The organism is Massilia sp. CT11-137, from assembly GCF_047302885.1.
Taxonomy (GTDB): domain Bacteria; phylum Pseudomonadota; class Gammaproteobacteria; order Burkholderiales; family Burkholderiaceae_D; genus Telluria; species Telluria orientalis.
This window is the reverse complement of the sequence record NZ_JBKYMP010000001.1, coordinates 2,657,438-2,679,034: the sequence shown is the minus strand read 5'-3', so window position 1 is coordinate 2,679,034 and position 21,597 is coordinate 2,657,438. Positions and strand designations below refer to the sequence as shown.

Sequence of the window (21,597 nt, the reverse complement as noted above, 5' to 3'; positions counted from 1 at the left end):
AACTAGATTAGCTTGAGAATGGCCCACGGGCAAGTAAAAGTGCCCGGACCACCGTCAAAATTGCCAAAGAAAGAGAATTTTCTTACTGTTAGTCGTCACAATGCGACGGTCGGGCATTCTTCCGGGAATATCGAATTCGTAACTTAACAGGATGCTACCGGGCCGCATTTCGCTCTCCGCCTTGCGCCACAGCCCGGCCATCGCGGCCGGCGACAGATAGGCGAACACGACGTCGTAGTGACCGAAATTCACCGTTTCGTAGTCGGCGCGCAGGAAGCGCGCGCGGCTGCCCGACAGTTTGCCGCGCAGGCGGCTGACGAACCACGGCAGCGGCGCCAGTTCGATACCGTCCACCTGCGAATCCGGCCGGCGCCGCGCCAGGTCGAGCACGAGACCACCGAGGCCGCTGCCCACGTCCGCGATCGCGAGCGGACGGTCCGCGGGCAACACACCGGCGACGGCATCCCGGGCGGCACGCCCGGACGGGTAGTACGGCACCTGCGTCCGGAACGTCGACCAATATATTAGAAGGAACAGCACGAACAATACGAGGAACACGCCCGGCGGCAGCTCGAAGCCGCGCGCCAGCAGCACGCCGGTCGGGAACACGAGTTCGATGGCCCGCCACCAGATGGCGAGCCGCAGGCCCCAGGCCAGCAATGCGGCCAGGGCGCCCTGGACGAGGGCGACGCCCTCCCACGACATGTGGACGCCCGCACGGGCGAGCAGCCAGACGGCGATCAGGGTGAGAGGGAAAGCGCCGGCCTGGGCCAGCAGTGCGCGGACGGACGGCGCCGCGAACGCGCGGCGCGAGGCAGGCGGGGTCATCGACCTGGAGGGAAAACCGCTCAGGCGGCGGCGAGTGCGGCGGCGTCCTTGGCCTTGCGGGTCTTGCCGGCGCGCGAAGGCATGTGGCACAGGCCGCACTGGTAATCGTTGTTCAGGTCGAGGGCGTTGACGACGTACTTGCCCTGGCATTTGGAGCACGGTGCCAGCTGGAGCATATTGCCCTGGAAGAAGCGCACGAGGGTCCAGGCGCGGGTCAGCGACAGCAGCGGCTCTTCGCCCGCGGCCGGCGGCATTTGTTCCAGGTACAGCTTGTAGGCTTTCATCACGGCCTCGATACCCGTTGCACCGGCGTACTCGACCAGGAATTTATAGATGTTGATGTACAGCGAAGCGTGGATGTTCGGTTGCCACGTCAGGAACCAGTCGGTCGAGAACGGCAGCATGCCCTTCGGCGGCGACACGCCCTTCAGTTCCTTGTACAGCTTGATCAAGCGCTCGCGCGACAGGGAGACTTCGCTTTCCAGCAGTTGGAGGCGTGCACCGAGCTGGATCAGTTCGATGGCCAGCTGGATTTCCTGGGCTTCCGAGACGACGCTTTTCTTGGTCATGCTGTTCTCCGTGACTTCGCTTCTGATGTAGTGCTGCTGGCTGAAAACCGGGGTCAGAGCCCTGAAATGGGCAATTGAACCCGGGTCAGAGCCCCAAAAGAAAAACCGGGCTCTGACCCTATGCGATTTCTTCAGCGGGCTGGCCGGCCATCAGGATGGCGGCGTGCGACTGGGCCAGGGCGCGGTCCTTGCTGTGGCTCGTCAGCATGCCGAGGATCGCGGCGTCGTCGAAGCGGAAGCGGGCCAGCATCATGTTGCCGCCGGCGAGTTTCAGGATCTGCGCGTTGCTCATGCCTTCGATCAGGTCGGCGATGTCGGCCGAGATGCCGAGACGGAAGATTGCGGTGACCTTGTCTGCGCGGATCATCTGCTGTGCCAGCATCAGGTAGCTCAGGTTCGCATCACGAATTTCAGCCATCATGTCGTTCGCAGTCATTTCCATCTCTCCGTTTGATCTATCTGTGAGGCGTTGTGTGTTGCCGGTGAGATAGATTCTGACTGTGAGGAAACTTTTGGAGAATAGGAGACTGTCTGTATTTTTCGTCCGACAAAGACGAGATCGATCCGTAGGAGTTTGTCTGACAAACCCTGCCGAATCGCGGTGGCTCCCCTATGAAAAGGGGCCGGAAGAATGATGTGCAACCGGGGCCATTTCCTGCCCTGCGACGTCGCCAACAACGTATTGCTGTGTTGGTTTACGTCAACGGATTCGGGAACTTTAGGGTTCCTCAAAAAAAAATTTTTGTCCCTTGAGCAACCCTACTGACTCGTTATCGGACCGTTTTTGCCGAACTTTAGGGTTTCGACAAACTTTTTTTTGATCCAATCCTCGTCATCTGAGAGGGTTATCGGCAGCCTTTAGAGAAACTTTAGGGTTTTCGCCAAAATTTTTTCGAGACCCTTTCCCGGGTATCTGGATGGGTTATCGGACGGGTTCCGGAGAACTTTAGGGTCCGGTCCAAAAAATCCTGAAAATTTTTTCCTGCGCCCGATTGATGCAAAAGTGGCTACACTTCCCGCATGAACCCACCTCTCCATGACATCGCCGCCGTCACCACGCGCGCGGCCTGCCTCGCGCTCGACGCCGCCGACCCGGTGGCACCGCTGCGCGACCGTTTCGAGCTGCCTGAGGGCGTCATCTACCTGGACGGCAATTCGCTGGGCGCCCGCCCGCGCGCCGCGCTCAACCGCGCGCGCGACGTCGTCGGCCAGGAATGGGGCCAGGGACTGATCCGCAGCTGGAACACGGCCGGCTGGTTCGCCCTGCCCGGCCGGCTGGGCGACCGCCTCGCCCCGCTGATCGGCGCCGACACCGGCGAAGTGGTCGTCACCGACACGACGTCGCTGAACCTGTTCAAGGCGCTGGCCGCCGCGCTGGCGATCCAGGCCGACCGTCATCCTTCCCGCAAGGTTCTCGTCACGGAACGCAGCAACTTTCCCACCGATATCTATATGGCGGACGGTCTCGCGCGGTGGCTCGACCGCGGCTACCGCATCCACCTCGTCGATTCACCCGAAGAACTGGAAGCGGCCGTCGACGCCGATTGCGCCGTGTTGATGCTCACGCACGTGAACTACCGCACGGGGCGCATGCACGACATGGCCGCGCTGACCCATCACGCGCACGCCCGCGGCGCCCTCGTGCTGTGGGACCTCGCCCATTCGGCCGGCGCCGTGCCGGTGGACCTGAACGGGGCCGATGCCGACTTCGCGGTGGGCTGCACTTATAAATACCTGAACGGCGGTCCGGGCGCCCCGGCCTTCATCTGGGTACCGAGGCGCCACCAGGCCGCGTTCCGCCATCCGCTCACGGGCTGGTGGAGCCATGCGGCGCCGTTCGCGATGTCGCACGGGTTCGAGGCCGCCGAGGGCATTGGGCGCGCGCTGTGCGGCACGCAGCCGGTCGTGTCGCTGGCGCTCGTCGAATGCGGCCTCGAGATCTTCGAGGCGACCGACATGGCCGCGCTGCGCGCGAAATCGCTGGCGCTGACCGACCTGTTCATCGCGCTGGTGGAAAGCCGCTGCGCCGCGCACCCGCTGGGCCTCGTGACGCCGCGCGAGCACGCCGCGCGCGGGAGCCAGGTGAGCTTCACGCATCCGCACGGCTACGCGGTGATGCGGGCGCTGATCGCACGCGGCGTCATCGGCGACTACCGCGAGCCGGAAATCATGCGCTTCGGCTTCACGCCGCTGTACACCAGCTTCGCGGACGTCTGGGATGCCGTCGAGACCCTGCGCGACATCCTCGACCGCGAGGACTACGACACCCGCGCCGAACGCAGCGTCGTGACCTGAGGAGCGATCGTGGACAAGGACAAGAAAGACGCGCAGTGGCACGGCGCGCAGATGGATTTCAGCCGCAGCATGAGCTACGGCGACTACCTGGGCCTCGACCAGATCCTGTCGGCCCAGCACCCGCTGTCGCCGAACCACAACGAGATGCTGTTCATCGTCCAGCACCAGACGAGCGAGCTGTGGATCAAGCTGATGCTGCACGAGCTGCAGGCCGTGCGCGCCCACATCCGCGCCGACGACCTGCCGCCCGCCTTTAAAATGCTGGCGCGGGTGGCGCGCATCATGGACCAGCTGGTGCACGCGTGGGACGTGCTGGCCACGATGACGCCGCCGGAGTACAGCGCGATCCGCCCCTACCTGGCGTCGTCGTCGGGCTTCCAGTCGTTCCAGTACCGCGAGCTGGAATTCATCCTCGGGAACAAGAACGCCGCCATGCTGGCCGTGCACAAGACGTCGCCCGAGCACCACGCGCTGCTCGAACGCGAACTGCACGCGCCGTCGATCTACGACGAAGCCGTGCGCCTGCTGGCCCGCACCGGCCTCGCAGTCGCACCAAGCCGGCTGGACGCCGATCCGACGCAGCCGACCGTCCACGACGACAGCGTGATGGCCGCGTGGCTCGAGGTCTACCGCGACCCGGAGCACCACTGGGCCCTGTACGAACTGGCAGAGAAGCTGGTCGACCTGGAGACGGCCTTCCGCTTCTGGCGCTTCCGCCACGTGTCGACGGTGGAACGCATCATCGGCTTCAAGACGGGCACGGGCGGCACGGCGGGCGTGAGCTATCTGCGCAAGATGCTGGACGTCGTGCTGTTCCCCGAGCTGTTCGCGCTGCGCACGGCGCTGTAGCGGCGCGCCATCGTACAATGGCCGGCAAGACCACACTGGAGCGAACATGAAGTGCGACATCCTGACCCTGGCCGGCCTGTGGAACTCGGGCCCGCAACACTGGCAGACCCATTGGGAACGTAAATATCCCGCCTGGACACGGGTGCCGCATCGCGACTGGAACAACCCGGACCGGGACGAATGGGTGGCCGAACTGGATGCCGCCATCGCCGAGTGCGAGGGCCGGCCGATCCTCGTCGCGCACAGCCTCGCGTGCATGCTGGTGGCGCAGTGGGCGCAGTCCGGATCGAAGCTCAAGATCGCCGGCGCCTTCCTCGTCGCGCCGAGCGACGTCGAAGCGGCGTCCTACCCGATCGATGCCAACGGGTTCAAGCCGATCCCGCTGGCGAAGCTGCCGTTCCCGTCGATCGTCGTCGCCAGCAGCAACGACGAATACGTGGCCCCGGACCGCGCGCGCAGGTTCGCCAGCGCGTGGGGCAGCAAGCTGGTCGAGATCGGGCCGGCGGGCCACATCAACGGCGGCAGCGGCTACGGTCCATGGCCGGAGGGCGAAGCGATGCTCGACGAATTCTGCCGCGACCTGAACCCGTAACGCCGGACGGCACGATGACCCCGGCGCGGGCCGGCGCGCTCGACGCGCGCTTCTCCCTCTACCTCGACCTCGCGCGCGCCTGCGCCGCGCTGGCCGTCGTGGTGGCGCACTTCGGCTATTTCCGCATCTTCGACGACGCCCAGATCGCCCGCATTCCCGACTTCGGGCGCGAGGCGGTCATCGCGTTCTTCGTGCTGTCCGGCTTCGTGATCGCGTACAGCGCCGAACACAAGAACCTGACGGCGCACAGCTACGTCGTGGCCCGGGCCGCGCGCCTGTATTCCGTCGTGCTGCCCGTGCTGGCCCTGGCCTTCATCCTGGCGACGGTCGCGCAGGACGTGCTGCACGTGCCCATCGGGGACTCGTACGAACTGCGCCGCCCCTGGCTGTACGTGCCGTTCCATCTCGCCTTCCTGGGCGACGTATGGAGCCTCGTCGAGCGGCCGCCGTGGCTGATCCCGTACTGGTCGCTCGATTACGAAGCCTGGTATTACGTGCTGTTCGGCGTCTTCCATTTCACGCAGGGGCGGCGCCGCTGGCTCGCCGCCGGTGCCGTGCTGGCCGTCGTCGGCCCGCGCCTGTGGCTGTTGCTGCCCGTGTGGCTGTCCGGCGTCGCGCTGTACCGCCTGCAGGGCCGCCTCGCGTTCGGTGCCACCCTCGCCCGCGCCGGCTGGGTGCTCTCCGTCGTCCTGGTCGGCCTGTGGGGCCGGTTCGATCCGGAGCCGTACCTGCGCGACGTCGCCAACGGCCTGTGGCCCTTCGCCGGCATCCGCATGGGCAGCGCCGACCGCGTGCTGGCCGACTACGCCGTCATGCTGCTCGTGCTGCTGAATTTCGCCTGCGCGCGCCAGGCGCGGTTCGACGCCCTGCTGCGGCTGGCGCGCCCGATCCGCTTCGTGGCCGGGCATACGTTCACGCTGTACCTGTCGCACGGGATCGTGATCGGGCTGTGGCAGTCGCTGCTGCCGATCGAGCGCGGGGCGGCGCACGAGATGCTCGCGATCGGCACCGCGATCGCCGTCGTGGCGCTGGCGCTGAATCCGCTCACGGAAGCGCTGCAGCGGGGGCTGCGGCGCGTGTTCGACGCCGCACTCGCGCTGGGTGCGCGCGGAATGGGCCTGCGGACCTGAATCCAGGTCGAAAAAAAAGCCGGGCAGTGCCCGGCTTCCATGATTGCGTTGCTTATTTCGCCGCAGTCGCCAGCAGCATCTCGTTCAACCGCTTCACGAACGCCGCCGGATCCGTCAGGCTGCCGCCTTCGGCCAGCATCGCCTGGTCGAACAGGATGTGCGCCCAGTCGCCGAAACGCGGGCTCGCGGCGTCCTCGTACTTCAGGCGCGTGACGAGCGGGTGGTTCGGGTTGATCTCGAGGATCGGCTTGCTCTCCGGCGCATTCTGGCCGGCCGCCTTCAGCATGCGCACGAGGTTCGCGGACAGTTCGTGTTCGTCCGCCACGAGGCAGGCCGGCGAATCCGTCAGGCGGAACGTGACGCGCACGTCCTTGGCCTTGTCGGCCAGCGCACTCTTCATCTTCTCGACGAGATCCTTGTACTGCGTCTCGGTCTCTTCGTGCTCCTTCTTCTCGGCCTCGTCCTCGAGCTTGCCCAGGTCCAGGCCGCCCTTCGCGACGGACACCAGTTCCTTGCCGTCGAAGTCGTTCAGGAACGACAGCATCCACTCGTCCACGCGGTCGGTCAGCAGCAGCACCTCGACGCCCTTCTTGCGGAAGATCTCCAGGTGCGGGCTGTTCTTCGCGGCGTTGTAATTGTCAGCCGTGACGTAATAGATCTTGTCCTGGCCTTCCTTCATGCGGCCGATGTAGTCGGCGAACGACACGGTCTGGTCCGCGGAATCCGTGTGCGTGGACGCGAAGCGCAGCAGCTTGGCGATACGGTCCTTGTTGGTGGCATCCTCGCCGATGCCTTCCTTCAGCACCTGGCCGAATTCCTTCCAGAACGTCGCGTACTTGTCCTTGCCTTCCTGCTCGTCGCTGTTGGCCATCTCTTCCAGCATGCCCAGCACGCGCTTGGTCGAGCCTTCGCGGATCACGCGCACGTCGCGCGATTCCTGCAGGATCTCGCGCGAGACGTTCAGCGGCAGGTCGTTCGAATCGATCACGCCCTTCACGAAGCGCAGGTAGACCGGCATCAGCTGCTCGGCGTCGTCCATGATGAAGACGCGCTTCACGTACAACTTGATGCCGCCGCGCTTGTTGCGGTCCCACAGGTCGAACGGGGCGTGGCCCGGCACGTACAGCAGCTGCGTGTATTCGCTGCGGCCTTCGACGCGGTTGTGCGTGTACGCGAGCGGCGGCTGGAAGTCGTGCGAGACGTGTTTATAAAACTCTTCGTACTGCTCTTTGGTGATGTCCGACTTCGAGCGGGCCCACAGCGCGGACGCCTGGTTGACGGTCTCGAATTCGTCCTTGACGACGGTTTCCTTCTTCTCCTCGTCCCACTCTTCCTTCGGCATCACGATCGGGAGCGAGATGTGATCGGAGTACTTGCGGATGATGGACTTCAGCTTCCACGACGACAGCAGCTCCTCCTCGCCGTCGCGCAGGTGCAGGATGATGTCGGTACCGCGGCCGGTCTTCTCGACCTGCTCGACGGTGTAGTCGCCCTCGCCCGTCGATTCCCAACGGACGCCGTCCGCCGCGTCGGCGCCCGCGCGGCGGGTCTCGACGGTGACGCGGTCGGCCACGATGAAGGCCGAGTAGAACCCCACGCCGAACTGGCCGATCAGCGCGGCGTCGGCCTGCTGGTCGCCCGACAGCTTGCTGAAGAATTCCTTGGTGCCCGACTTGGCGATCGTGCCCAGGTGCGAAATCACCTCGTCGCGGCTCATGCCGATGCCGTTGTCGGAAATGGTGACGGTCTTCGCATCCTTGTCGAACAGGACCTTGATCTTCAGTTCATGGTCGTTGCCGTACAGGCTGTCGTTGTTGATGGCCTCGAAGCGCAGCTTGTCGGCCGCGTCGGACGCATTGGAAATCAGTTCTCGGAGGAAAATTTCCTTGTTCGAGTACAAGGAGTGGATCATCAGTTGCAGCAGCTGTTTGACTTCTGCTTGGAACCCAAGGGTTTCTTTTTCGGCGACAGCCATCTTTTATATCCTCGTTGCTAACAGGGTTGGACAGACCGGTCCGATATTGGGATACCAACAGGGATTTCAAGAGCTATTTTTTCCGAATCGCATTTCTTATACATACACTAAGATTCTCGACTTTTTGACCGAGTCGGCATAACGTTGCGGTCGGCCGAAATTTTTTTGTGCGGGCATGTCGAAACCGTGGAATCCCGATCGTCGTACGGATGGCAGCACCCACAACCAATCACGAAGGAGATACATCATGACCCAGCAAGTGCGTCCCATCCCCGAAGGTTTCCACACGATTACCCCGCACCTCGTCTGCAGCGGCGCGACCGAGGCGCTGACGTTCTACGCGCAGGCCTTCGGCGCCGTCGAAATGAGCCGCATGTCCGGCCCGGACGGCAAGATCATGCACGCCCAGATGCGCATCGGCGACTCGATCTTCATGCTGGCCGACGACTTCCCCGACTACGGCTGCGTGGGCCCGCTGGCCCTGAAGAACACACCCGTCTACATCCACCTGTACGTGGAAGACGTCGACGCCGCCTACGCCCGCGCCATCGAAGCGGGCGGCAAGCCGATCATGCAGGTCGCCGACATGTTCTGGGGCGACCGCTACGGCCAGCTCGAGGACCCGTTCGGCCACCGCTGGTCGATCGCCACCCACAAGCGCGACATGACGCCCGAGCAGATCCGCGAAGAAATGCTGCAATCGATGGGCCAGGGCTGCGCAGGAGCACAGCAATGAAATTCATGGTGATCGTGAAGGCCAGCGCGGCCTCGGAAGCCGGCATCATGCCGAGCGAAAAACTGTTCACGGACATGGGCAACTTCAACGAGGAACTCGTCAAGGCCGGCGTCATGCTGGCCGGCGAAGGCCTCCACCCCAGTTCCAAGGGCGCCCGTATTCGCTTCAATGGCGACCAGCGCACCGTGATCGACGGCCCGTTCACGGAAACGAAGGAACTCGTGGCCGGCTTCTGGCTGATCGAGGTGGGGTCGAAGGAAGAAGCCATCGAGTGGTTCAAGCGCTGCCCGAATCCGCACGAAGGTGTCGAGAGCGAGATCGAAATCCGCCAGATCTTCGGCCCCGACGACTTCGGCACGGACCTCCCGGCCGACGTCCGCGCACAGGAAGACCGCCTGCGCGAACAAATGGCGGCGCGCTAAGGAGACCACCATGCAGTTCATGCTCATCCGTACCGACAACGGCACGCGCGCCGCGGCCGCCGACCCGCAGGCCGTGCTGGACGACCTGCTGCGCCGCCTGCCGGGCGGCCAGACGGCGACCGCCGACGGTCCGCGCGCCCCAGCGCTCGCGCTGGCCTTCGCGCCGGACGCCGACGCGCGGCGCCTGAAACTGTGGCCCGGCGGCGAAGCCGTGACGTCCGGTCCCTTCCCGCCCGGCGAGCGCCTGCCGGCCGGTTTTGCCGTGTTCGAGGCGCCGTCGCGCGCCGCGGCGCTGGCATGGCTGCAGGCCAATGGCGTGGTCTCCGCCAAGGACGACGTCACGGTGGAATTGCGCGAGACGGGCTGCCCCGGCGGCTGCGCGGGCATCCCGCCCGGCGCCGCCGGCGACGACACATGCTACGCGATCCTGCTGCGGTCCGACGCCGGCACCGAGCGCGACGCCATCCCGCTGCAGGAAAAGCTGGACCGGCTGAACGCCTTCAACGCCATCCACGCGGCGGCCGGCACGCTGCTGGCCGGCGACGGCCTGAAGTCCACCGCGCGCGGCGCGCGCGTGCGCGTGGCGAACGGCGGCACCAGCATCATCGACGGCCCGTTCGCGGAAGCCAAGGAATTGATCGCCGGCTTCTGGATGATCCGCGCGTCCTCCATCGATGCCGCGCTGGACTGGGCGCGCACCCTGCCCTATCCGACCGGGCCGGAAGTCGAGGTCGAGGTCCGGCCGGTGGCACTGATCGCGCCGCTGGGCAAGCACGCGCCGGTCGATGCGGCCACGGCGCGGCTGCGCGAGGATGCCAGCGTGCGCGCCGAACAGCTCGACGCCGCCCTGCGCGCCGAGCTGGCCCCGCAACCGGCCTGGAACCGTCCGTGACATGACGCGCGGTGCCGACACGGGCAAGATCGTCGAGGCCGTCTGGCGCATGGAGTCGGCGCGCATCGTCGGCGCGCTGACCCGCATGCTGCGCGACCTCGGCCGGGCCGAGGAACTCGCCCAGGATGCGCTGCTGGAAGCGCTGGAGCGCTGGCCGGCGGACGGCGTGCCGGACCGTCCCGGCGCGTGGCTGATGCAGGTGGCCAAGCGGCGCGCCCTCGACCACCTGCGCCACCACGCCATGCACGCCAGCAAGGAAGGCGAGCTGAGCTGGGAGATGGACAACCTGCTCGCGGACGGCGGCAGTTTCCGCGACCCGGCCGAGCTGGCCGAGCTGACACAGGAGACGGCCGGCGAGATCGACGACGACGTGCTGCGCCTGATCTTTGTCTGCTGCCACCCCGTGCTGTCGGCCGAGGCGCGCGCGGCGCTGGCATTGAAACTGCTGGGCGGCCTCGCCACCGGAGAGATCGCCCGCGCCTTCCTCGTGCCGGAAGCGACGGTCGCCCAGCGCATCGTGCGCGCCAAGCGCACGCTGGCGGAAGCGCGTGTGCCGTTCGAGGTGCCGCGCGGCGACGAACTCAAGCCGCGCCTCGCGTCCGTGCTGCAGGTGATCTATCTGATTTATAACGAAGGCTATTCCGCGAGCGCGGGCAACGAATGGCTGCGGCCGACACTGTGCCGCGAAGCGCTGCGCCTCGGCCGCGTGCTGGCGGAACTGATGCCCGACGAGGGCGAAGTCCACGGCCTCGTCGCGCTGATGGAAATCCAGTCCTCGCGCGAGCGCGCACGCACGGGCCCGGACGGCGCGCCGATCCTGCTGATGGACCAGGACCGCTCGCGCTGGGACCGCCTGCTGATCGGCCGCGGCCTGGCCGCGCTCGACCGCGCGGGCCGCCTCGGCGCCCTCGGCCCGTACGCGCTGCAGGCTGCCATCGCCGCCTGCCACGCGCGCGCGCTCACGCCCGACGCGACCGACTGGGCCCGCATCGCCGCGCTGTACGATGCGCTTTCGCAACTGACGCCGTCGCCCGTCGTGGAACTGAACCGCGCCGTGGCACTGGGCATGGCCTATGGTCCCGACGCGGGCCTGGCCCTCGCCGACGCGCTGCTGGACGTGCCGGCGCTGCGCAACTACCACCTGCTGCCGAGCGTGCGCGGCGACCTGCTGGCGAAACTGGGCCGGCATGCGGAAGCGAAGGCGGAGTTCGAACGGGCCGCCGGCCTCACGCAGAACGAGCGCGAGCAGGCGCTGCTGCTGGAGCGTGCACGGTCGAGTGCGCTACTGGAGAGCTAGACCCGTGAACAAAATCGACCTCAAGAAAGACCTCAAGCATTTGTACCAGCCGTCCGCGCGCGACGTCGTGCACGTGGACGTCCCCGCAATCCGCTACCTGATGATCGACGGCGCCGGCGATCCGAACACGTCGCCGCACTATGCGCGGGCCGTGGAAGCGCTGTTCTCCGTGTCCTATACGGCCAAGTTCATGGTCAAGAAGGGACCGGCGGGCGTCGACTACGCGGTGATGCCGCTGGAAGGCCTGTGGTGGTCGGACGACATGGCGTCGTTCGTCGCCAACGACCGGACGAAGTGGCAGTGGACGATGATGATCCACCAGCCGGCCTTCGTCGACGAGTCGCTGTTGCGCGACGCGATGGCGGAAGTGAAGCGCAAGAAGGGCCTGCACACCGTCGACGCGCTGCGGATCGAACGTTTCACGGAAGGCCCGTGCGCCCAGATCCTGCATGTCGGCCCGTTCACCGAAGAAGGGCCGACGATCCAGCGGGTGCACGATTTCATCGAGGCGCGCGGCCGCCTCGCCGGCAAGCACCACGAAATCTACCTGAGCGACATCCGCCGTGCCGATCCGGCCCGGTGGAAGACGGTCATTCGCCAGCCGATGGCGTAGCGGACAGGAACGGCGCCAGTGCCTGCCCGGCCGCAGCCGGATTGACGGCGCCTGCCTGCAGCGCATGCATGGCGACGGCGACGTCGGCCTTGCGGCCGCTGTCATGCAACAGGGCCTGGTTGTCGGCCATGGCGCGCAGCAGCTGGGTCGTGAGGCGGTCCAGCTCGGGACGGATGGCCTTGCCGAGGTCGGGCGCGTCGTCGAAGCGGCCGGCGCCCTCCGCTTGCCAGCGCTCGTACAGCGCGCGCTGCACCGTCTTGGAGGCTTCGATCTGCGCCCGGAACACGGTGCGGATCCACGCCTCCGGCAGGCCCAGCACGCCGCCCTGGCGCACGGCCGCGGCGATGACTTGTTCCTCGCGCGGCAGGTCTTCGATGGCGGCCTTCGCATTCCACTTGGCCCGCGCCACATCCTGCGCCAGCAGCAGGCGCTGGTCGATGGCCTGGCGCAGCGGCTCCAGCCCCCAGGGGAACGCCAGCCAGCGGTCCAGGCGCCGCGGCACGTCGCCGGCGTCGAGGCGCTGCTGCAGCCAGCGGTCGACGTACGTCTTCAGCGCCGCATCGCGCGGCAGCAGGATGGCCTTCTCCGCCATGTCGAACGGCGCCTCTGGATGCACCGCGCACAGCTGCGGATGCAGGCGCTGCTGCAAACGGGTTTCGATGGCGTCGGTCATCATCAGGTCGGCCGCACCGCTGACGATCTGGCCGAAGATGGTCACATTGTCCGGGTACACGATCAGCCGGGCGTGCGGCGCGCGGGCGCGCGCGAAGCGCTCGTTGGTGCCGCCCGGATTGACGATCAGCCGCACCTCCGGCCGGTCGATCTGCGCCAGCGCCTGGTACCGGGCGACGTTCTCGCAGCGCGTGATCGGCGTCTTGCCGTCGTGCAGATACGGCACCGAAAACAGCGCCTGCCGTTGGCGCTCGGCCGTCACCGAGACGCCGCTCAGCGCGAGATCGAACTTGTCCGCCCCCAGGTCGGCCATCAGCGTCGGCCAGGTGGTCGGCACCAGTTCCAGCCGCACGCCGAGCGAGCGCGCCAGTTCGCCTGCCAGCTCCACGTCCATGCCGATGAAGCCGCCGCCGGCCTGCCGGTAGCTGAAAGGCTTGTAGTCGCCCGTACTGCCCACGCGCAGCACGCCGCGCGCGGCGATGTCGTCCAGCCGGCCGGCCTGCACCGGCGTCAGTGCAGCTGTCAGCAGGACGGCCATCCCGGCTCTAAAAATCGTTGCTGCGTGCATGCTGTTCCTTTGTCTGTCCGTCGCGGACCGCGCAGCGTAGGACAAGAGAATATGCCTGTCAAGCCGGGCCGAGCGCCGCCGCGAGCCCGTCGCAGACGAACGCCGTGAACATCCGGATCCGCTGCACGCGCCTCAGGTCGGGATGCGTGAGGATCCACACGTCCGTGTCCAGCGCCGGATCGGGATCGGCCAGCCGGACGAGCCCCGGCCGCGCGTCCGCAAGCAGGCACAGCAGCATGCCGGCGCCGAGGCCGGCCTCGACGGCAGCCGCCATGCCCAGCAGCGAATCCACGCTGGCGGCGATTTTCTCCGCCGGCACGTGCTCGCGCAGCCAGCGGGCCTGGCGCAGGTGCGCGAGGCTGTCGTCGGGCGCGATCCACTCGTGGTCTCCCCGCGGCCGCTGCGCCAGATAGGCCGCCGACGCGTACGGCGCCGTGCGCAGGGTGCCGGCCTTGCGGCCGACGAGGTTGTCCGGCGGCGTGTTCGACGGCCGGATGGCGACGTCCGCATCGCGCTTCGACAAATTCAGGAAGCTGTTGTTGACCGTGATCTGCAACTGGATGCCGGGGTAGCGCGCGCGAAAATCCGCCAGCACCGGCAGCAGCACGGCCATCAGGGTATCGGTCGTCGTGACGCGGATCGTGCCCTGCAGTGCCGCATCCTGGCCGGCCAGCTTCCGCTCGATGTCCTGCATGCCCTCGCCGATTGGCGCCAGCATGGCCTGTAACTCCTCGCCGCTCGCCGTCAGCACGTAGCCGGTCTGGAAGCGCTCGAACAGGCGGACGTCGAGCGCCGTCTCCAGCTTGTCCAGCCGGCGCAGCACCGTCGAGTGGCTCTGGCCGAGCCGGCGCGCGGCGGCCGAGACGGACCCGCTGCCCGCCACCGCCAGAAAGTATTGACAGTCGTCCCAGTCCATGGATGTGCAAAAACAGACAAGCAATGTCTGAACAAATAGAATGTTCATCCATTTTTGCACAAGCTACGCTCTCTCTGTCAATCACAGGAGAGAAGCATGAATACCGCGTATGTCGCCGCTACCCCGAACGGCAGGAAACTCATCATCGCGCTGGAAGAACCCGGCCTCGATTACCGGGGCCACCACGTCACCTGCGACGAGCCGGGCATCGCCCCGCGCGACTATCCGGGTCGCGCGGGCCGCGAGCAAGATGCGGAAAGCCTGACATGAATACGATTTATATCGTTATCGCCTTCCTGGCAGGCTGCGGCCTGCCGTTGCAGGCGGCCGCCAATGCGCGCCTGGGCAAGGCCGTCGCGAGTCCGTTCGCCGCCGCGACCGTGCAACTGTTCGTCGCCACCGTCTTGCTGTTCCTGGCCGTCACCGCCGGCGGCGCCCTGCCCGCGCTGGGCCGGCTGGGGCAAGCCCACTGGTGGCAGCTGCTGGGCGGCCTCGCCAGCGCCCTGTTTGTCGTCGCGGGGATCGTGTTCATCCCGCGCATCGGCGCCGTCACCACGATCGGGCTGTTCATCGCGGGGCAGGCGTTCACCTCGCTGCTGCTGGACGGTGCCGGGCTGCTGGGCGTCGCGCAACGGACGCCCGGACCGTTCACGTGGCTGGGCGCCGCTTGCGTCGCCGCCGGCATCCTGTTGATCGTGCGTGGCCAGCGTCCCGCGGCAGGTGCCCCGCCCCGCCGGATCAAGCCGGCGTGGGTCGCGGCGGCCGCGCTGTGCGGCGGCGTGCTGCCCGTGCAGGGTGCGCTCAACGCGGCCGTCGCGCGGACCGTCGGTGCGCCGCTGGTCGTGTCGCTCGCGAGTTTCGCCGTCGCGACGGCGGGCATGGCGATCGTGCTCGCCCTCGCGATGGCCTTGAATCGCAACGAACGTCCGCAGCTCGGCGGGCTGTGCGTCGTACCGTGGTGGGCGTGGCTGGGCGGACCGGTGGGCGTGTGCTACGTCACGACCGTCTTCCTCGCGCTGCCGGTGATCGGCGCGGCCGCGACGGTCGGATTCACGATCGCCGGGCAACAGGTCGTGGCGATCCTGACCGACCGGTTCGGCCTGTTCGGGCTGCCGAAGAGCGCCGTCTCCGGCGTCCGGTTCGCCGGCGCGCTGGTGCTGCTGGCCGGCGTCGTGTCGATCAAGCTCCCCTGACCGTCAGGCCAATGAGCGCTCGAGGAAGCGCCACGCGGTGTCGTCCTCCATGGCCGCCACGTTCAGGCGCAGCTTCGTGGACGGCAGCTGGGTCGGCGAGAACAGGCTGCCGGGCGCCAGCAGCAAGCCCTCGTCCATCGCGCGGGCGGCCAGCACGTTCGTGTCGCGGCCGCAGTCCGCCCACGCGAACATGCCGGCCGTCGGCGCCGGCTCCAGGGTCATGCCGAGCGACTCGATGCGGCGCAGCACCGGCGGGCGGATGGCGTCCAGGCGGGTACGGATGCGGTCCAGGTGCTTGCGGTACACGCCCTCGGACAGGATTTTATAAACGACCCGCTCGCCCAGGTCGCTCGTGGAGAGCGTCGCCAGCATCTTGCGGTCGGCCAGGCGCTGCGCGATGTCGCTCGAGGCCGCGATGAAGCCCACGCGCAGGTTCGGCGCCAGCGATTTCGAAAAGCCGCCCAGGTAGATCACGCGCTGCAGCTGGTCCAGCGCCGCCAGCCGCGTGGCGGGCTGCGAACCGCCCGGGTGCAGGTCGCAATAGATGTCGTCTTCCACCATCGTGATGTCGTGGCGCTCGGCGATGCGCAGGATCTGGAAGGCCTTCGCGGCCGACAGCGACGTGGAGCTCGGGTTGTGCAGCACCGAGTTGATGATGTACAGGCGCGGCTTGTGCAGCGCCGCCAGCGCCTCGAACTCGGCCAGGTCCGGGCCGTCCGCCTGGCGCCGGATGCCGACCACTTTCAGTCCCATCGCGGCGAACGAGCCGAACATCAGGAACCAGGCCGGGTCGTCGACGAACACGGTGTCGCCGGGGCGGCAGAACTCGCGCGCGACGAGGTCCAGGCCTTGCGTCACGCCCAGCGTCGTCACGAACTGTTCGGGCGCGGCCGCGATTTCCAGTTCCGCCAGCTTGCGCTGCAGCTGTTCGCGCAGCGGCGCGTACCCCTGCGGGCTGGCGTAGTTCAGCAGCGCGCTGCTGTTCTGGCGGCTGACGGCGCGCAGCGCGTTGGCGACGCCCTGCCCGTCCAGCCACGCGGTCGGCAGCACGCCCGCCGCGCTCGTCGGCTGGCCCGGCATCTGGCGGAACATGTGGCGGACCAGCCAGACGACGTCCAGCGCGCGCTTTTCCAGCGCGCCCGCAATGTCCGGGTCGTCGCGGCGCAGCGCCGTATTCAGCGGCGCCCGCTCACGCACGAAGAAGCCGGCGCCGCGGCGCGATTCCAGGTAGCCCTGCGCGACGAGGCGGTCGTAGCTGGCCACGACCGTGAACGGCGAGACGCCGTGCGCCGCGGCGAAGCGGCGGATCGAGGGCATGCGGCTACCGACGCGCAACTGCTTGTCGTCGATCCGCGCGCTGATCATCCGGACGATCTGGTCGGCCAGCGGTTCGCCGGAATCGCGTGACAGCAATGTCGGGATCGTTGTATCGGTCATTTCACCATTACAGTGCGAAAAGGATATCGGTAAGTGTATAGGGACTGTACTGCTCGTCCGGACTAGCATAACCCTGACCAAAGTTTGCTGCAACGACAACCGGAGAACTGATGCGTCCCACCACCCTTACGCCGGCGCCGACCGTCGGCACGACGTCCGACGAAGCGCGGGGCATGCTGCTCGGCCTGATCGGCGTCGCCATCTTCAGCCTCACCCTGCCGTTCACGCGGCTCGCGGTGCGCGAGCTCGACCCGCTGTTCCTCACGCTGGCGCGCGCGCTGGGCGCCGCCGTGCTGGCGGCCGGCTGGCTGCGCATGCGCCGCGTGGCGTGGCCGGGACGCGCGGCGCTGCGGCCCCTGGTCATCGTGGGGCTCGGCTGCGTGCTCGGGTTTCCGTTGCTCAGCTCGATCGCGATGCGCAGCGTGCCGGCGTCGCACGGTGCCGTGCTGGCGGGGATGCTGCCGCTGGCGACCGCGCTGTACGCGGCCGTTCGGGGCTACGAGCGCCCATCGAACCGGTTCTGGCTCGTCGCGCTCCTGGGTTCCGGGCTGGTCGTCGCGTTCGCGCTGAGCCAGGGCGGCGGCGCGCTGCAGGCGGCCGATGTACTGATGTTCGGCGCCATCGTCTCCGCCGCGGCCGGGTATGCGGAAGGCGGCCGCCTGGCGCGCACGCTGGGCGGGCAGGAAACGATCTGCTGGGCGCTCGTGCTGGCCGCCGTCCCCGCTGCCGTCCTGCTACTGGTATTGGAGGGCGAGCAAATCGGCCGCCTGGGCGACGTCGGCCCGGCCAGCTGGCTCGCGTTCGGCTACGTCACCGTCTTCTCGATGTTCATCGGCTTCTTTTTCTGGTACCGCGGCCTGGCGCTGGGCGGCGTGGCCCGCGTCGGACAGGTGCAGCTGCTGCAGCCGTTCCTGTCGCTGGCCGGGGCCGCCGTCCTGCTCGGCGAAACGCTCACACTGGCCAACGTCGGCTTCGCGCTGGCCGTGATCGCGACCGTGGCACTGGGCCGGCGCATGCAGGTGAGGCGATAATGACTATGCATCCAGGCACGCCCACGCCGTCCGGCACGACGTACAATATCGGCTTTCTTTTCAAACAACCCTGGGGAATCCATGTCCGTCTACGACAAACTCAACGCACTGAACATCACCCTCTCGGCGCCGGCGACGCCGGCGGCCGCCTATGTCATGTATGCACAGACCGGCAACCTGGTCTTCCTGTCCGGCCACATTTCCAAGAATGCGGACGGCACGGTGCACACCGGCCTGCTGGGCAAGGACAAGACGACGGAACAGGGCAAGGCGGCGGCGCGCGCCGTGGCGGTCGACCTGATCGGCACGCTGCAGGCGGCCGTCGGCGGCGACCTGAACCGCGTCAAGCGCATCGTCAAGGTGATGAGCCTGGTCGCGTCGACGCCGGACTACACGGAACAGCACCTCGTCACGAACGGCTGCTCGGAACTGCTGGGCGAAGTGTTCGGCGACGCGGGCAAGCACGCGCGCTCGGCCTTCGGCGTGGCGTCGCTGCCCCTCGGTGCCTCGGTCGAGATCGAACTGATCGCCGAAGTGGAATAAACTATCGGCCTGCTACAGAAATTTAACCGGAGCATGCTTATCAGGCGTGCTCCTCTATTGAGAGAGCAGCCTACCCGGCGTGCTTTATAATGGCCGACGCACCATCGTGGCCCTTCCTGTGAGACCAGTATGAAAATCGAAAACCCCAATCCCATCCAGTGGCAGTTCTCGGAGCGCGCCCAGCAGCTGCAAAGCTCGGCGATCCGCGAGATCCTGAAGATCACCCAGCGTCCGGAGATCATCTCCTTCGCCGGCGGCCTGCCCTCGCCCGCCACCTTCCCCGTCGAACGCATGAAGGCAGCCTACGACAAGGTGCTCAGCGAAAACGGCAAGCAAGCGCTGCAGTACGGCCCGACGGACGGCTACGCGCCGCTGCGCGAATGGGTGGCTGACTACCTGTCCACGGAAGGCTCAAGAATCGTGCCGGAACAGATCCTGATGGTGTCCGGCTCGCAGCAGGCCCTCGACCTGCTCGGCAAGGTCCTGATCGACGAAGGCTCGCGCGTGCTGGTGGAAACCCCCAGCTACCTCGGCGCGCTGCAAGCGTTCTCGGTCTACCGTCCGGAATTCCAGTCGGTCGACACGGACGACCACGGCCTGGTGCCGTCGTCGATCGAGCCGCTGGCCAAGGGTGCACGCCTGCTGTACTCGCTGCCGAACTTCCAGAACCCGACCGGCCGCTCGCTGTCGATCGAGCGCCGCCGCGAACTGGTGGAAACCTGCGCCCGCCTCGGCCTGCCGCTGATCGAGGACGATCCGTACGGCGCGCTGTCGTACAAGGGCGAGCCGATGCCGCGCATGCTGTCGATGAACCCGGACGGCGTCATCTACATGGGCTCGTTCTCGAAAGTGCTGACGCCGGGTATCCGCCTGGGCTACGTCGTCGCCCCGCTGCCGCTCGTGCGCCGCCTCGAGCTGGCCAAGCAGGCCGCCGACCTGCACACCGCCACGCTGACGCAGATGGTCGTGCACGAAGTCGTCAAGGACGGCTTCCTGGACGAACACATCCCGACCATCCGCAACCTGTACGCCAACCAGTGCCAGGTCATGCTGGACGCGATGGCCGAGCAGTTCCCGGAAGGCGTGACGTGGACCCGTCCGGAAGGCGGCATGTTCATCTGGGTCACGCTGCCGAAGCACATCGACGCGATGAAACTGCTGGACCAGGCGATCGCCGCGCGCGTCGCGTTCGTCCCGGGCGCCCCGTTCTACGCCAACAAGCCGGAAACGAACACGCTGCGCCTGTCGTTCGTGACGGTGCCGCCGGAGCGCATCCGCGAAGGCATCGCGACCCTCGGCAAGCTGATCAAGGACCAGATGTAAGCCCTTGTTCCAGCCCGGCGGTAGCGATACCGCCGGGCATCAACAATTGTTGAACACGCCAGACAATTGTAAGTTGCGAAAAAGTTACAGATTTTTCCACCTGTAAAAGAAGTTGTTGCCCCACGTCAGTGCTGCGAGGTGTATGATTTTGGACGCAATATAAACGTGCAGTCCTCGCAAAGCACCGTATGACCAACCCAGTGCCCGTGCCGCTTGCCGACCCGCGCAAGCCCGCCATCCTCATCGTCGACGACGCGCCCGACAACCTCGGCACGCTGCGTTCGATGATGCTGCGTCAAGGGTACCAGACGTTCGTCGCCACTTCCGGCGACCGCGCGCTGGACATCGCCCAACGCGTCAAGCCGGACCTGATCCTGCTGGACGTCGTCATGCCCGGCATCGACGGCCTGGAGACGTGCCGCCGCCTGAAGGCGCATCCGGCCACGACGCGCATCCCCGTGATCTTCATGAGCGCGCGCGGCGAGACGGAAGACATCGTCGCCGGTTTCGACACGGGCGCCGCCGACTACATCCCGAAGCCCCTGCGCCTGGAAGAAGTGTGCGCCCGCGTGCGCGCCCAGCTGCGCCTGCGCAGCGGCGACGCCCAGTCGGAACAGACCGACCGCCTGCGCATGATCGTCAACAGCATGGACCAGGGCCTGCTGATCGTCGAGGGCTGCGGCCGCGTGCAGTACGCGAACCCGGCGTGCGACCGCTACCTGGGCTATGCGCCCGAGGAGCTGGTCGGCCAGTCGCTGAAGGAGCTGCTGGACTGCCAGGAACCCGGCTGCTGCGAAGGCCTCGATGCGATGGTCTACGGCACGCGCGAAGTGAAGATCCGCCACCGCGACGGCAACCTGCGCGCGATGGACCTGACGATGACGCCGATGCACGCGGCGGACGGCCTGTTCGTCGTCCTGCTGCACGACATCACGCACCACAAGCAATCCGAGGACGCGCTGCAGCGCGCCGCGATGCTGGACCCGCTGACCAAGATCGCCAACCGCCGCCACTTCGACGCCTTCCTGGACAAGGAATGGCACCGCGCCATCCGCAACGCCCAGCCGCTGTCGCTGGTCGTGCTGGACGTCGACCACTTCAAGCTGTACAACGACACGCTGGGCCACGCGGCAGGCGACGTCTGCCTGCAGAAGGTCGCGCAGACGCTGCAGGACCACGCCGCGCGCCCGACCGACCTGGCGGCCCGCTACGGCGGCGAGGAATTCGTGCTGCTGTTCGCCGAGACGCCCGCGGAAAACGCGGCGCTCCTGGCGGAGATGATCCGCGCGGCCGTAGCGGCGCTGGAAATCCCGAATCCGGGTTCGACGACGTCAACCTGGCTCACGGTGTCCGTGGGCGTGGCGACGATCGTGCCGACGCAGCTCGATGCGGTCGACAACCTGTTCGTGTGCGCGGACCGCGCGATGTATGCGGCCAAGGCCGGGGGGCGCAACCGGGTGGAATCGACCATTGTCGGGGCGGCGTGGGATGTGGTGCACGACGCGGCGGTGTTCTGAACGCGCCCTGAACGCCCGTGGCCAGTCCCATGCAGTCCTGCTGGCCTAAACGACCGGGCTTCCCCGCGCCCGAGCATAAATGCCGACCGCTTTGCCGTATATCTCGGTGTACGCTTCGTAAGTCAGGCCAAGGCGATGGGCGACGCGCAGCGACGATGCATTGGCTGCGGCGATGACGGCGCGGACTTTCGGTTCGCGC

22 protein-coding genes and 1 pseudogene are annotated in these 21,597 nt (G+C 67.0%); 15 read left to right on the top strand and 8 right to left on the bottom strand.

Annotated elements, in window-relative coordinates; all coding sequences use genetic code 11:
- Nucleotides 1-54 precede the first annotated feature (54 nt).
- From ACEN98_RS12130 to flhD, 3 genes are all read right to left on the bottom strand, one after another.
- A complete protein-coding gene (locus tag ACEN98_RS12130; RefSeq protein WP_413384628.1) occupies nt 55-828 on the bottom strand; it encodes a class I SAM-dependent methyltransferase in 774 nt (257 codons plus the stop codon).
- Nucleotides 829-848: 20 nt separating this feature from the next.
- Nucleotides 849-1,397, bottom strand: a complete 549-nt coding sequence (flhC, locus tag ACEN98_RS12125) for a flagellar transcriptional regulator FlhC (RefSeq protein ID WP_259447566.1) — start codon at nt 1,395-1,397, stop codon at nt 849-851.
- 118 nt (nt 1,398-1,515) lie between these two features.
- On the bottom strand, nt 1,516-1,833 hold the full coding sequence (flhD, locus tag ACEN98_RS12120; RefSeq protein WP_036230363.1) for a flagellar transcriptional regulator FlhD: 318 nt from the start codon (nt 1,831-1,833) through the stop codon (nt 1,516-1,518).
- A 584-nt stretch (nt 1,834-2,417) separates the two neighbouring features.
- Here flhD and kynU point away from each other — a divergent pair.
- From kynU to ACEN98_RS12100, 4 genes are read left to right on the top strand one after another with little or no spacing between them, the layout of a single operon-like run.
- Nucleotides 2,418-3,692, top strand: coding sequence for a kynureninase (gene kynU, locus ACEN98_RS12115; protein WP_413384626.1), 1,275 nt, complete (start codon nt 2,418-2,420; stop codon nt 3,690-3,692).
- A 51-nt stretch (nt 3,693-3,743) separates the two neighbouring features.
- Entirely contained in the window at nt 3,744-4,541 is a 798-nt protein-coding gene (gene kynA, locus ACEN98_RS12110; RefSeq protein WP_413344494.1) for a tryptophan 2,3-dioxygenase, read from the top strand.
- A 46-nt stretch (nt 4,542-4,587) separates the two neighbouring features.
- Nucleotides 4,588-5,133, top strand: a complete 546-nt coding sequence (locus tag ACEN98_RS12105; RefSeq protein ID WP_413384624.1) for an RBBP9/YdeN family alpha/beta hydrolase — start codon at nt 4,588-4,590, stop codon at nt 5,131-5,133.
- A 14-nt stretch (nt 5,134-5,147) separates the two neighbouring features.
- The gene (locus ACEN98_RS12100) at nt 5,148-6,263 is read left to right on the top strand and encodes an acyltransferase family protein (protein ID WP_413384622.1); all 1,116 of its coding nucleotides are present in this window, start codon (nt 5,148-5,150) and stop codon (nt 6,261-6,263) included.
- 52 nt (nt 6,264-6,315) lie between these two features.
- Here ACEN98_RS12100 and htpG read toward each other — a convergent pair whose 3' ends face one another.
- Nucleotides 6,316-8,238 carry a molecular chaperone HtpG gene (gene htpG / locus ACEN98_RS12095; protein ID WP_413384620.1) on the bottom strand — a complete coding sequence of 641 codons (1,923 nt, stop codon included), beginning with the start codon at nt 8,236-8,238 and terminating at the stop codon, nt 6,316-6,318.
- Nucleotides 8,239-8,485: 247 nt separating this feature from the next.
- Here htpG and ACEN98_RS12090 point away from each other — a divergent pair, with 247 nt between their 5' ends.
- The 5 genes from ACEN98_RS12090 to ACEN98_RS12070 are packed head-to-tail and all read left to right on the top strand — an operon-like array spanning nt 8,486 to nt 12,198.
- A complete protein-coding gene (locus ACEN98_RS12090; RefSeq protein WP_413384618.1) occupies nt 8,486-8,974 on the top strand; it encodes a VOC family protein in 489 nt (162 codons plus the stop codon).
- Nucleotides 8,971-9,396 carry a YciI family protein gene (locus tag ACEN98_RS12085; protein ID WP_413344758.1) on the top strand — a complete coding sequence of 142 codons (426 nt, stop codon included), beginning with the start codon at nt 8,971-8,973 and terminating at the stop codon, nt 9,394-9,396. Before ACEN98_RS12090 ends, ACEN98_RS12085 begins: the two co-directional genes overlap by 4 nt.
- Before the next feature lie 10 nt (nt 9,397-9,406).
- A complete protein-coding gene (locus ACEN98_RS12080) occupies nt 9,407-10,288 on the top strand; it encodes a YciI family protein (RefSeq protein WP_413384616.1) in 882 nt (293 codons plus the stop codon).
- A gap of 1 nt (nt 10,289) precedes the next feature.
- Entirely contained in the window at nt 10,290-11,585 is a 1,296-nt protein-coding gene (locus tag ACEN98_RS12075) for an RNA polymerase sigma factor (protein ID WP_413384614.1), read from the top strand.
- A gap of 4 nt (nt 11,586-11,589) precedes the next feature.
- Entirely contained in the window at nt 11,590-12,198 is a 609-nt protein-coding gene (locus tag ACEN98_RS12070) for a GyrI-like domain-containing protein (protein ID WP_413384612.1), read from the top strand.
- Here the strand turns inward: ACEN98_RS12070 and aroQ are convergent.
- The 3 genes and pseudogenes from aroQ to ACEN98_RS12055 form a co-directional block, all read right to left on the bottom strand.
- Nucleotides 12,176-12,649: a gamma subclass chorismate mutase AroQ gene (gene aroQ / locus ACEN98_RS12065; protein WP_413385979.1), complete on the bottom strand. Its 474-nt coding sequence runs from the start codon at nt 12,647-12,649 to the stop codon at nt 12,176-12,178. The genes ACEN98_RS12070 and aroQ overlap by 23 nt on opposite strands.
- A 12-nt stretch (nt 12,650-12,661) precedes the next feature.
- Nucleotides 12,662-13,438: pseudogene (locus ACEN98_RS12060) on the bottom strand (transporter substrate-binding domain-containing protein); the annotation flags it as partial.
- Between the two features lie 58 nt (nt 13,439-13,496).
- Nucleotides 13,497-14,354, bottom strand: a complete 858-nt coding sequence (locus tag ACEN98_RS12055) for a LysR family transcriptional regulator (RefSeq protein WP_413384610.1) — start codon at nt 14,352-14,354, stop codon at nt 13,497-13,499.
- A 96-nt stretch (nt 14,355-14,450) separates the two neighbouring features.
- Between ACEN98_RS12055 and ACEN98_RS12050 the strand changes: the two genes are divergently transcribed.
- Both ACEN98_RS12050 and ACEN98_RS12045 read left to right on the top strand, forming a co-directional pair.
- Nucleotides 14,451-14,624, top strand: coding sequence for a hypothetical protein (locus ACEN98_RS12050; protein ID WP_413384608.1), 174 nt, complete (start codon nt 14,451-14,453; stop codon nt 14,622-14,624).
- The gene (locus ACEN98_RS12045) at nt 14,621-15,547 is read left to right on the top strand and encodes a DMT family transporter (protein ID WP_413384606.1); all 927 of its coding nucleotides are present in this window, start codon (nt 14,621-14,623) and stop codon (nt 15,545-15,547) included. Before ACEN98_RS12050 ends, ACEN98_RS12045 begins: the two co-directional genes overlap by 4 nt.
- A 3-nt stretch (nt 15,548-15,550) precedes the next feature.
- Here the strand turns inward: ACEN98_RS12045 and ACEN98_RS12040 are convergent, their stop codons facing one another.
- Nucleotides 15,551-16,984 carry a PLP-dependent aminotransferase family protein gene (locus ACEN98_RS12040; RefSeq protein WP_413384604.1) on the bottom strand — a complete coding sequence of 478 codons (1,434 nt, stop codon included), beginning with the start codon at nt 16,982-16,984 and terminating at the stop codon, nt 15,551-15,553.
- Between the two features lie 110 nt (nt 16,985-17,094).
- Between ACEN98_RS12040 and ACEN98_RS12035 the strand changes: the two genes are divergently transcribed.
- From ACEN98_RS12035 to ACEN98_RS12020, 4 genes are all read left to right on the top strand, one after another.
- On the top strand, nt 17,095-18,015 hold the full coding sequence (locus ACEN98_RS12035; protein WP_413384602.1) for a DMT family transporter: 921 nt from the start codon (nt 17,095-17,097) through the stop codon (nt 18,013-18,015).
- Nucleotides 18,016-18,096: 81 nt separating this feature from the next.
- On the top strand, nt 18,097-18,558 hold the full coding sequence (locus ACEN98_RS12030) for a RidA family protein (protein ID WP_413384600.1): 462 nt from the start codon (nt 18,097-18,099) through the stop codon (nt 18,556-18,558).
- Between the two features lie 129 nt (nt 18,559-18,687).
- Nucleotides 18,688-19,881, top strand: coding sequence for a PLP-dependent aminotransferase family protein (locus ACEN98_RS12025; RefSeq protein ID WP_413384598.1), 1,194 nt, complete (start codon nt 18,688-18,690; stop codon nt 19,879-19,881).
- A 188-nt stretch (nt 19,882-20,069) separates the two neighbouring features.
- The gene (locus ACEN98_RS12020) at nt 20,070-21,398 is read left to right on the top strand and encodes a diguanylate cyclase (RefSeq protein WP_413384596.1); all 1,329 of its coding nucleotides are present in this window, start codon (nt 20,070-20,072) and stop codon (nt 21,396-21,398) included.
- The last annotated feature ends 199 nt before the right edge of the window (nt 21,399-21,597 follow it).

What these genes read in the sequence shown, in the direction of transcription:
- ACEN98_RS12130 (WP_413384628.1), bottom strand. Translation starts at nt 828, where the DNA reads ATGACCCCGCCTGCCTCGCGCCGCGCGTTCGCGGCGCCGTCCGTCCGC.
- flhC (WP_259447566.1), bottom strand. Translation starts at nt 1,397, where the DNA reads ATGACCAAGAAAAGCGTCGTCTCGGAAGCCCAGGAAATCCAGCTGGCC.
- flhD (WP_036230363.1), bottom strand. Translation starts at nt 1,833, where the DNA reads ATGACTGCGAACGACATGATGGCTGAAATTCGTGATGCGAACCTGAGC.
- kynU (WP_413384626.1), top strand. Translation starts at nt 2,418, where the DNA reads ATGAACCCACCTCTCCATGACATCGCCGCCGTCACCACGCGCGCGGCC.
- kynA (WP_413344494.1), top strand. Translation starts at nt 3,744, where the DNA reads ATGGATTTCAGCCGCAGCATGAGCTACGGCGACTACCTGGGCCTCGAC.
- ACEN98_RS12105 (WP_413384624.1), top strand. Translation starts at nt 4,588, where the DNA reads ATGAAGTGCGACATCCTGACCCTGGCCGGCCTGTGGAACTCGGGCCCG.
- ACEN98_RS12100 (WP_413384622.1), top strand. Translation starts at nt 5,148, where the DNA reads ATGACCCCGGCGCGGGCCGGCGCGCTCGACGCGCGCTTCTCCCTCTAC.
- htpG (WP_413384620.1), bottom strand. Translation starts at nt 8,238, where the DNA reads ATGGCTGTCGCCGAAAAAGAAACCCTTGGGTTCCAAGCAGAAGTCAAA.
- ACEN98_RS12090 (WP_413384618.1), top strand. Translation starts at nt 8,486, where the DNA reads ATGACCCAGCAAGTGCGTCCCATCCCCGAAGGTTTCCACACGATTACC.
- ACEN98_RS12085 (WP_413344758.1), top strand. Translation starts at nt 8,971, where the DNA reads ATGAAATTCATGGTGATCGTGAAGGCCAGCGCGGCCTCGGAAGCCGGC.
- ACEN98_RS12080 (WP_413384616.1), top strand. Translation starts at nt 9,407, where the DNA reads ATGCAGTTCATGCTCATCCGTACCGACAACGGCACGCGCGCCGCGGCC.
- ACEN98_RS12075 (WP_413384614.1), top strand. Translation starts at nt 10,290, where the DNA reads ATGACGCGCGGTGCCGACACGGGCAAGATCGTCGAGGCCGTCTGGCGC.
- ACEN98_RS12055 (WP_413384610.1), bottom strand. Translation starts at nt 14,354, where the DNA reads ATGGACTGGGACGACTGTCAATACTTTCTGGCGGTGGCGGGCAGCGGG.
- ACEN98_RS12050 (WP_413384608.1), top strand. Translation starts at nt 14,451, where the DNA reads ATGAATACCGCGTATGTCGCCGCTACCCCGAACGGCAGGAAACTCATC.
- ACEN98_RS12045 (WP_413384606.1), top strand. Translation starts at nt 14,621, where the DNA reads ATGAATACGATTTATATCGTTATCGCCTTCCTGGCAGGCTGCGGCCTG.
- ACEN98_RS12040 (WP_413384604.1), bottom strand. Translation starts at nt 16,984, where the DNA reads ATGACCGATACAACGATCCCGACATTGCTGTCACGCGATTCCGGCGAA.
- ACEN98_RS12035 (WP_413384602.1), top strand. Translation starts at nt 17,095, where the DNA reads ATGCGTCCCACCACCCTTACGCCGGCGCCGACCGTCGGCACGACGTCC.
- ACEN98_RS12030 (WP_413384600.1), top strand. Translation starts at nt 18,097, where the DNA reads ATGTCCGTCTACGACAAACTCAACGCACTGAACATCACCCTCTCGGCG.
- ACEN98_RS12025 (WP_413384598.1), top strand. Translation starts at nt 18,688, where the DNA reads ATGAAAATCGAAAACCCCAATCCCATCCAGTGGCAGTTCTCGGAGCGC.
- ACEN98_RS12020 (WP_413384596.1), top strand. Translation starts at nt 20,070, where the DNA reads ATGACCAACCCAGTGCCCGTGCCGCTTGCCGACCCGCGCAAGCCCGCC.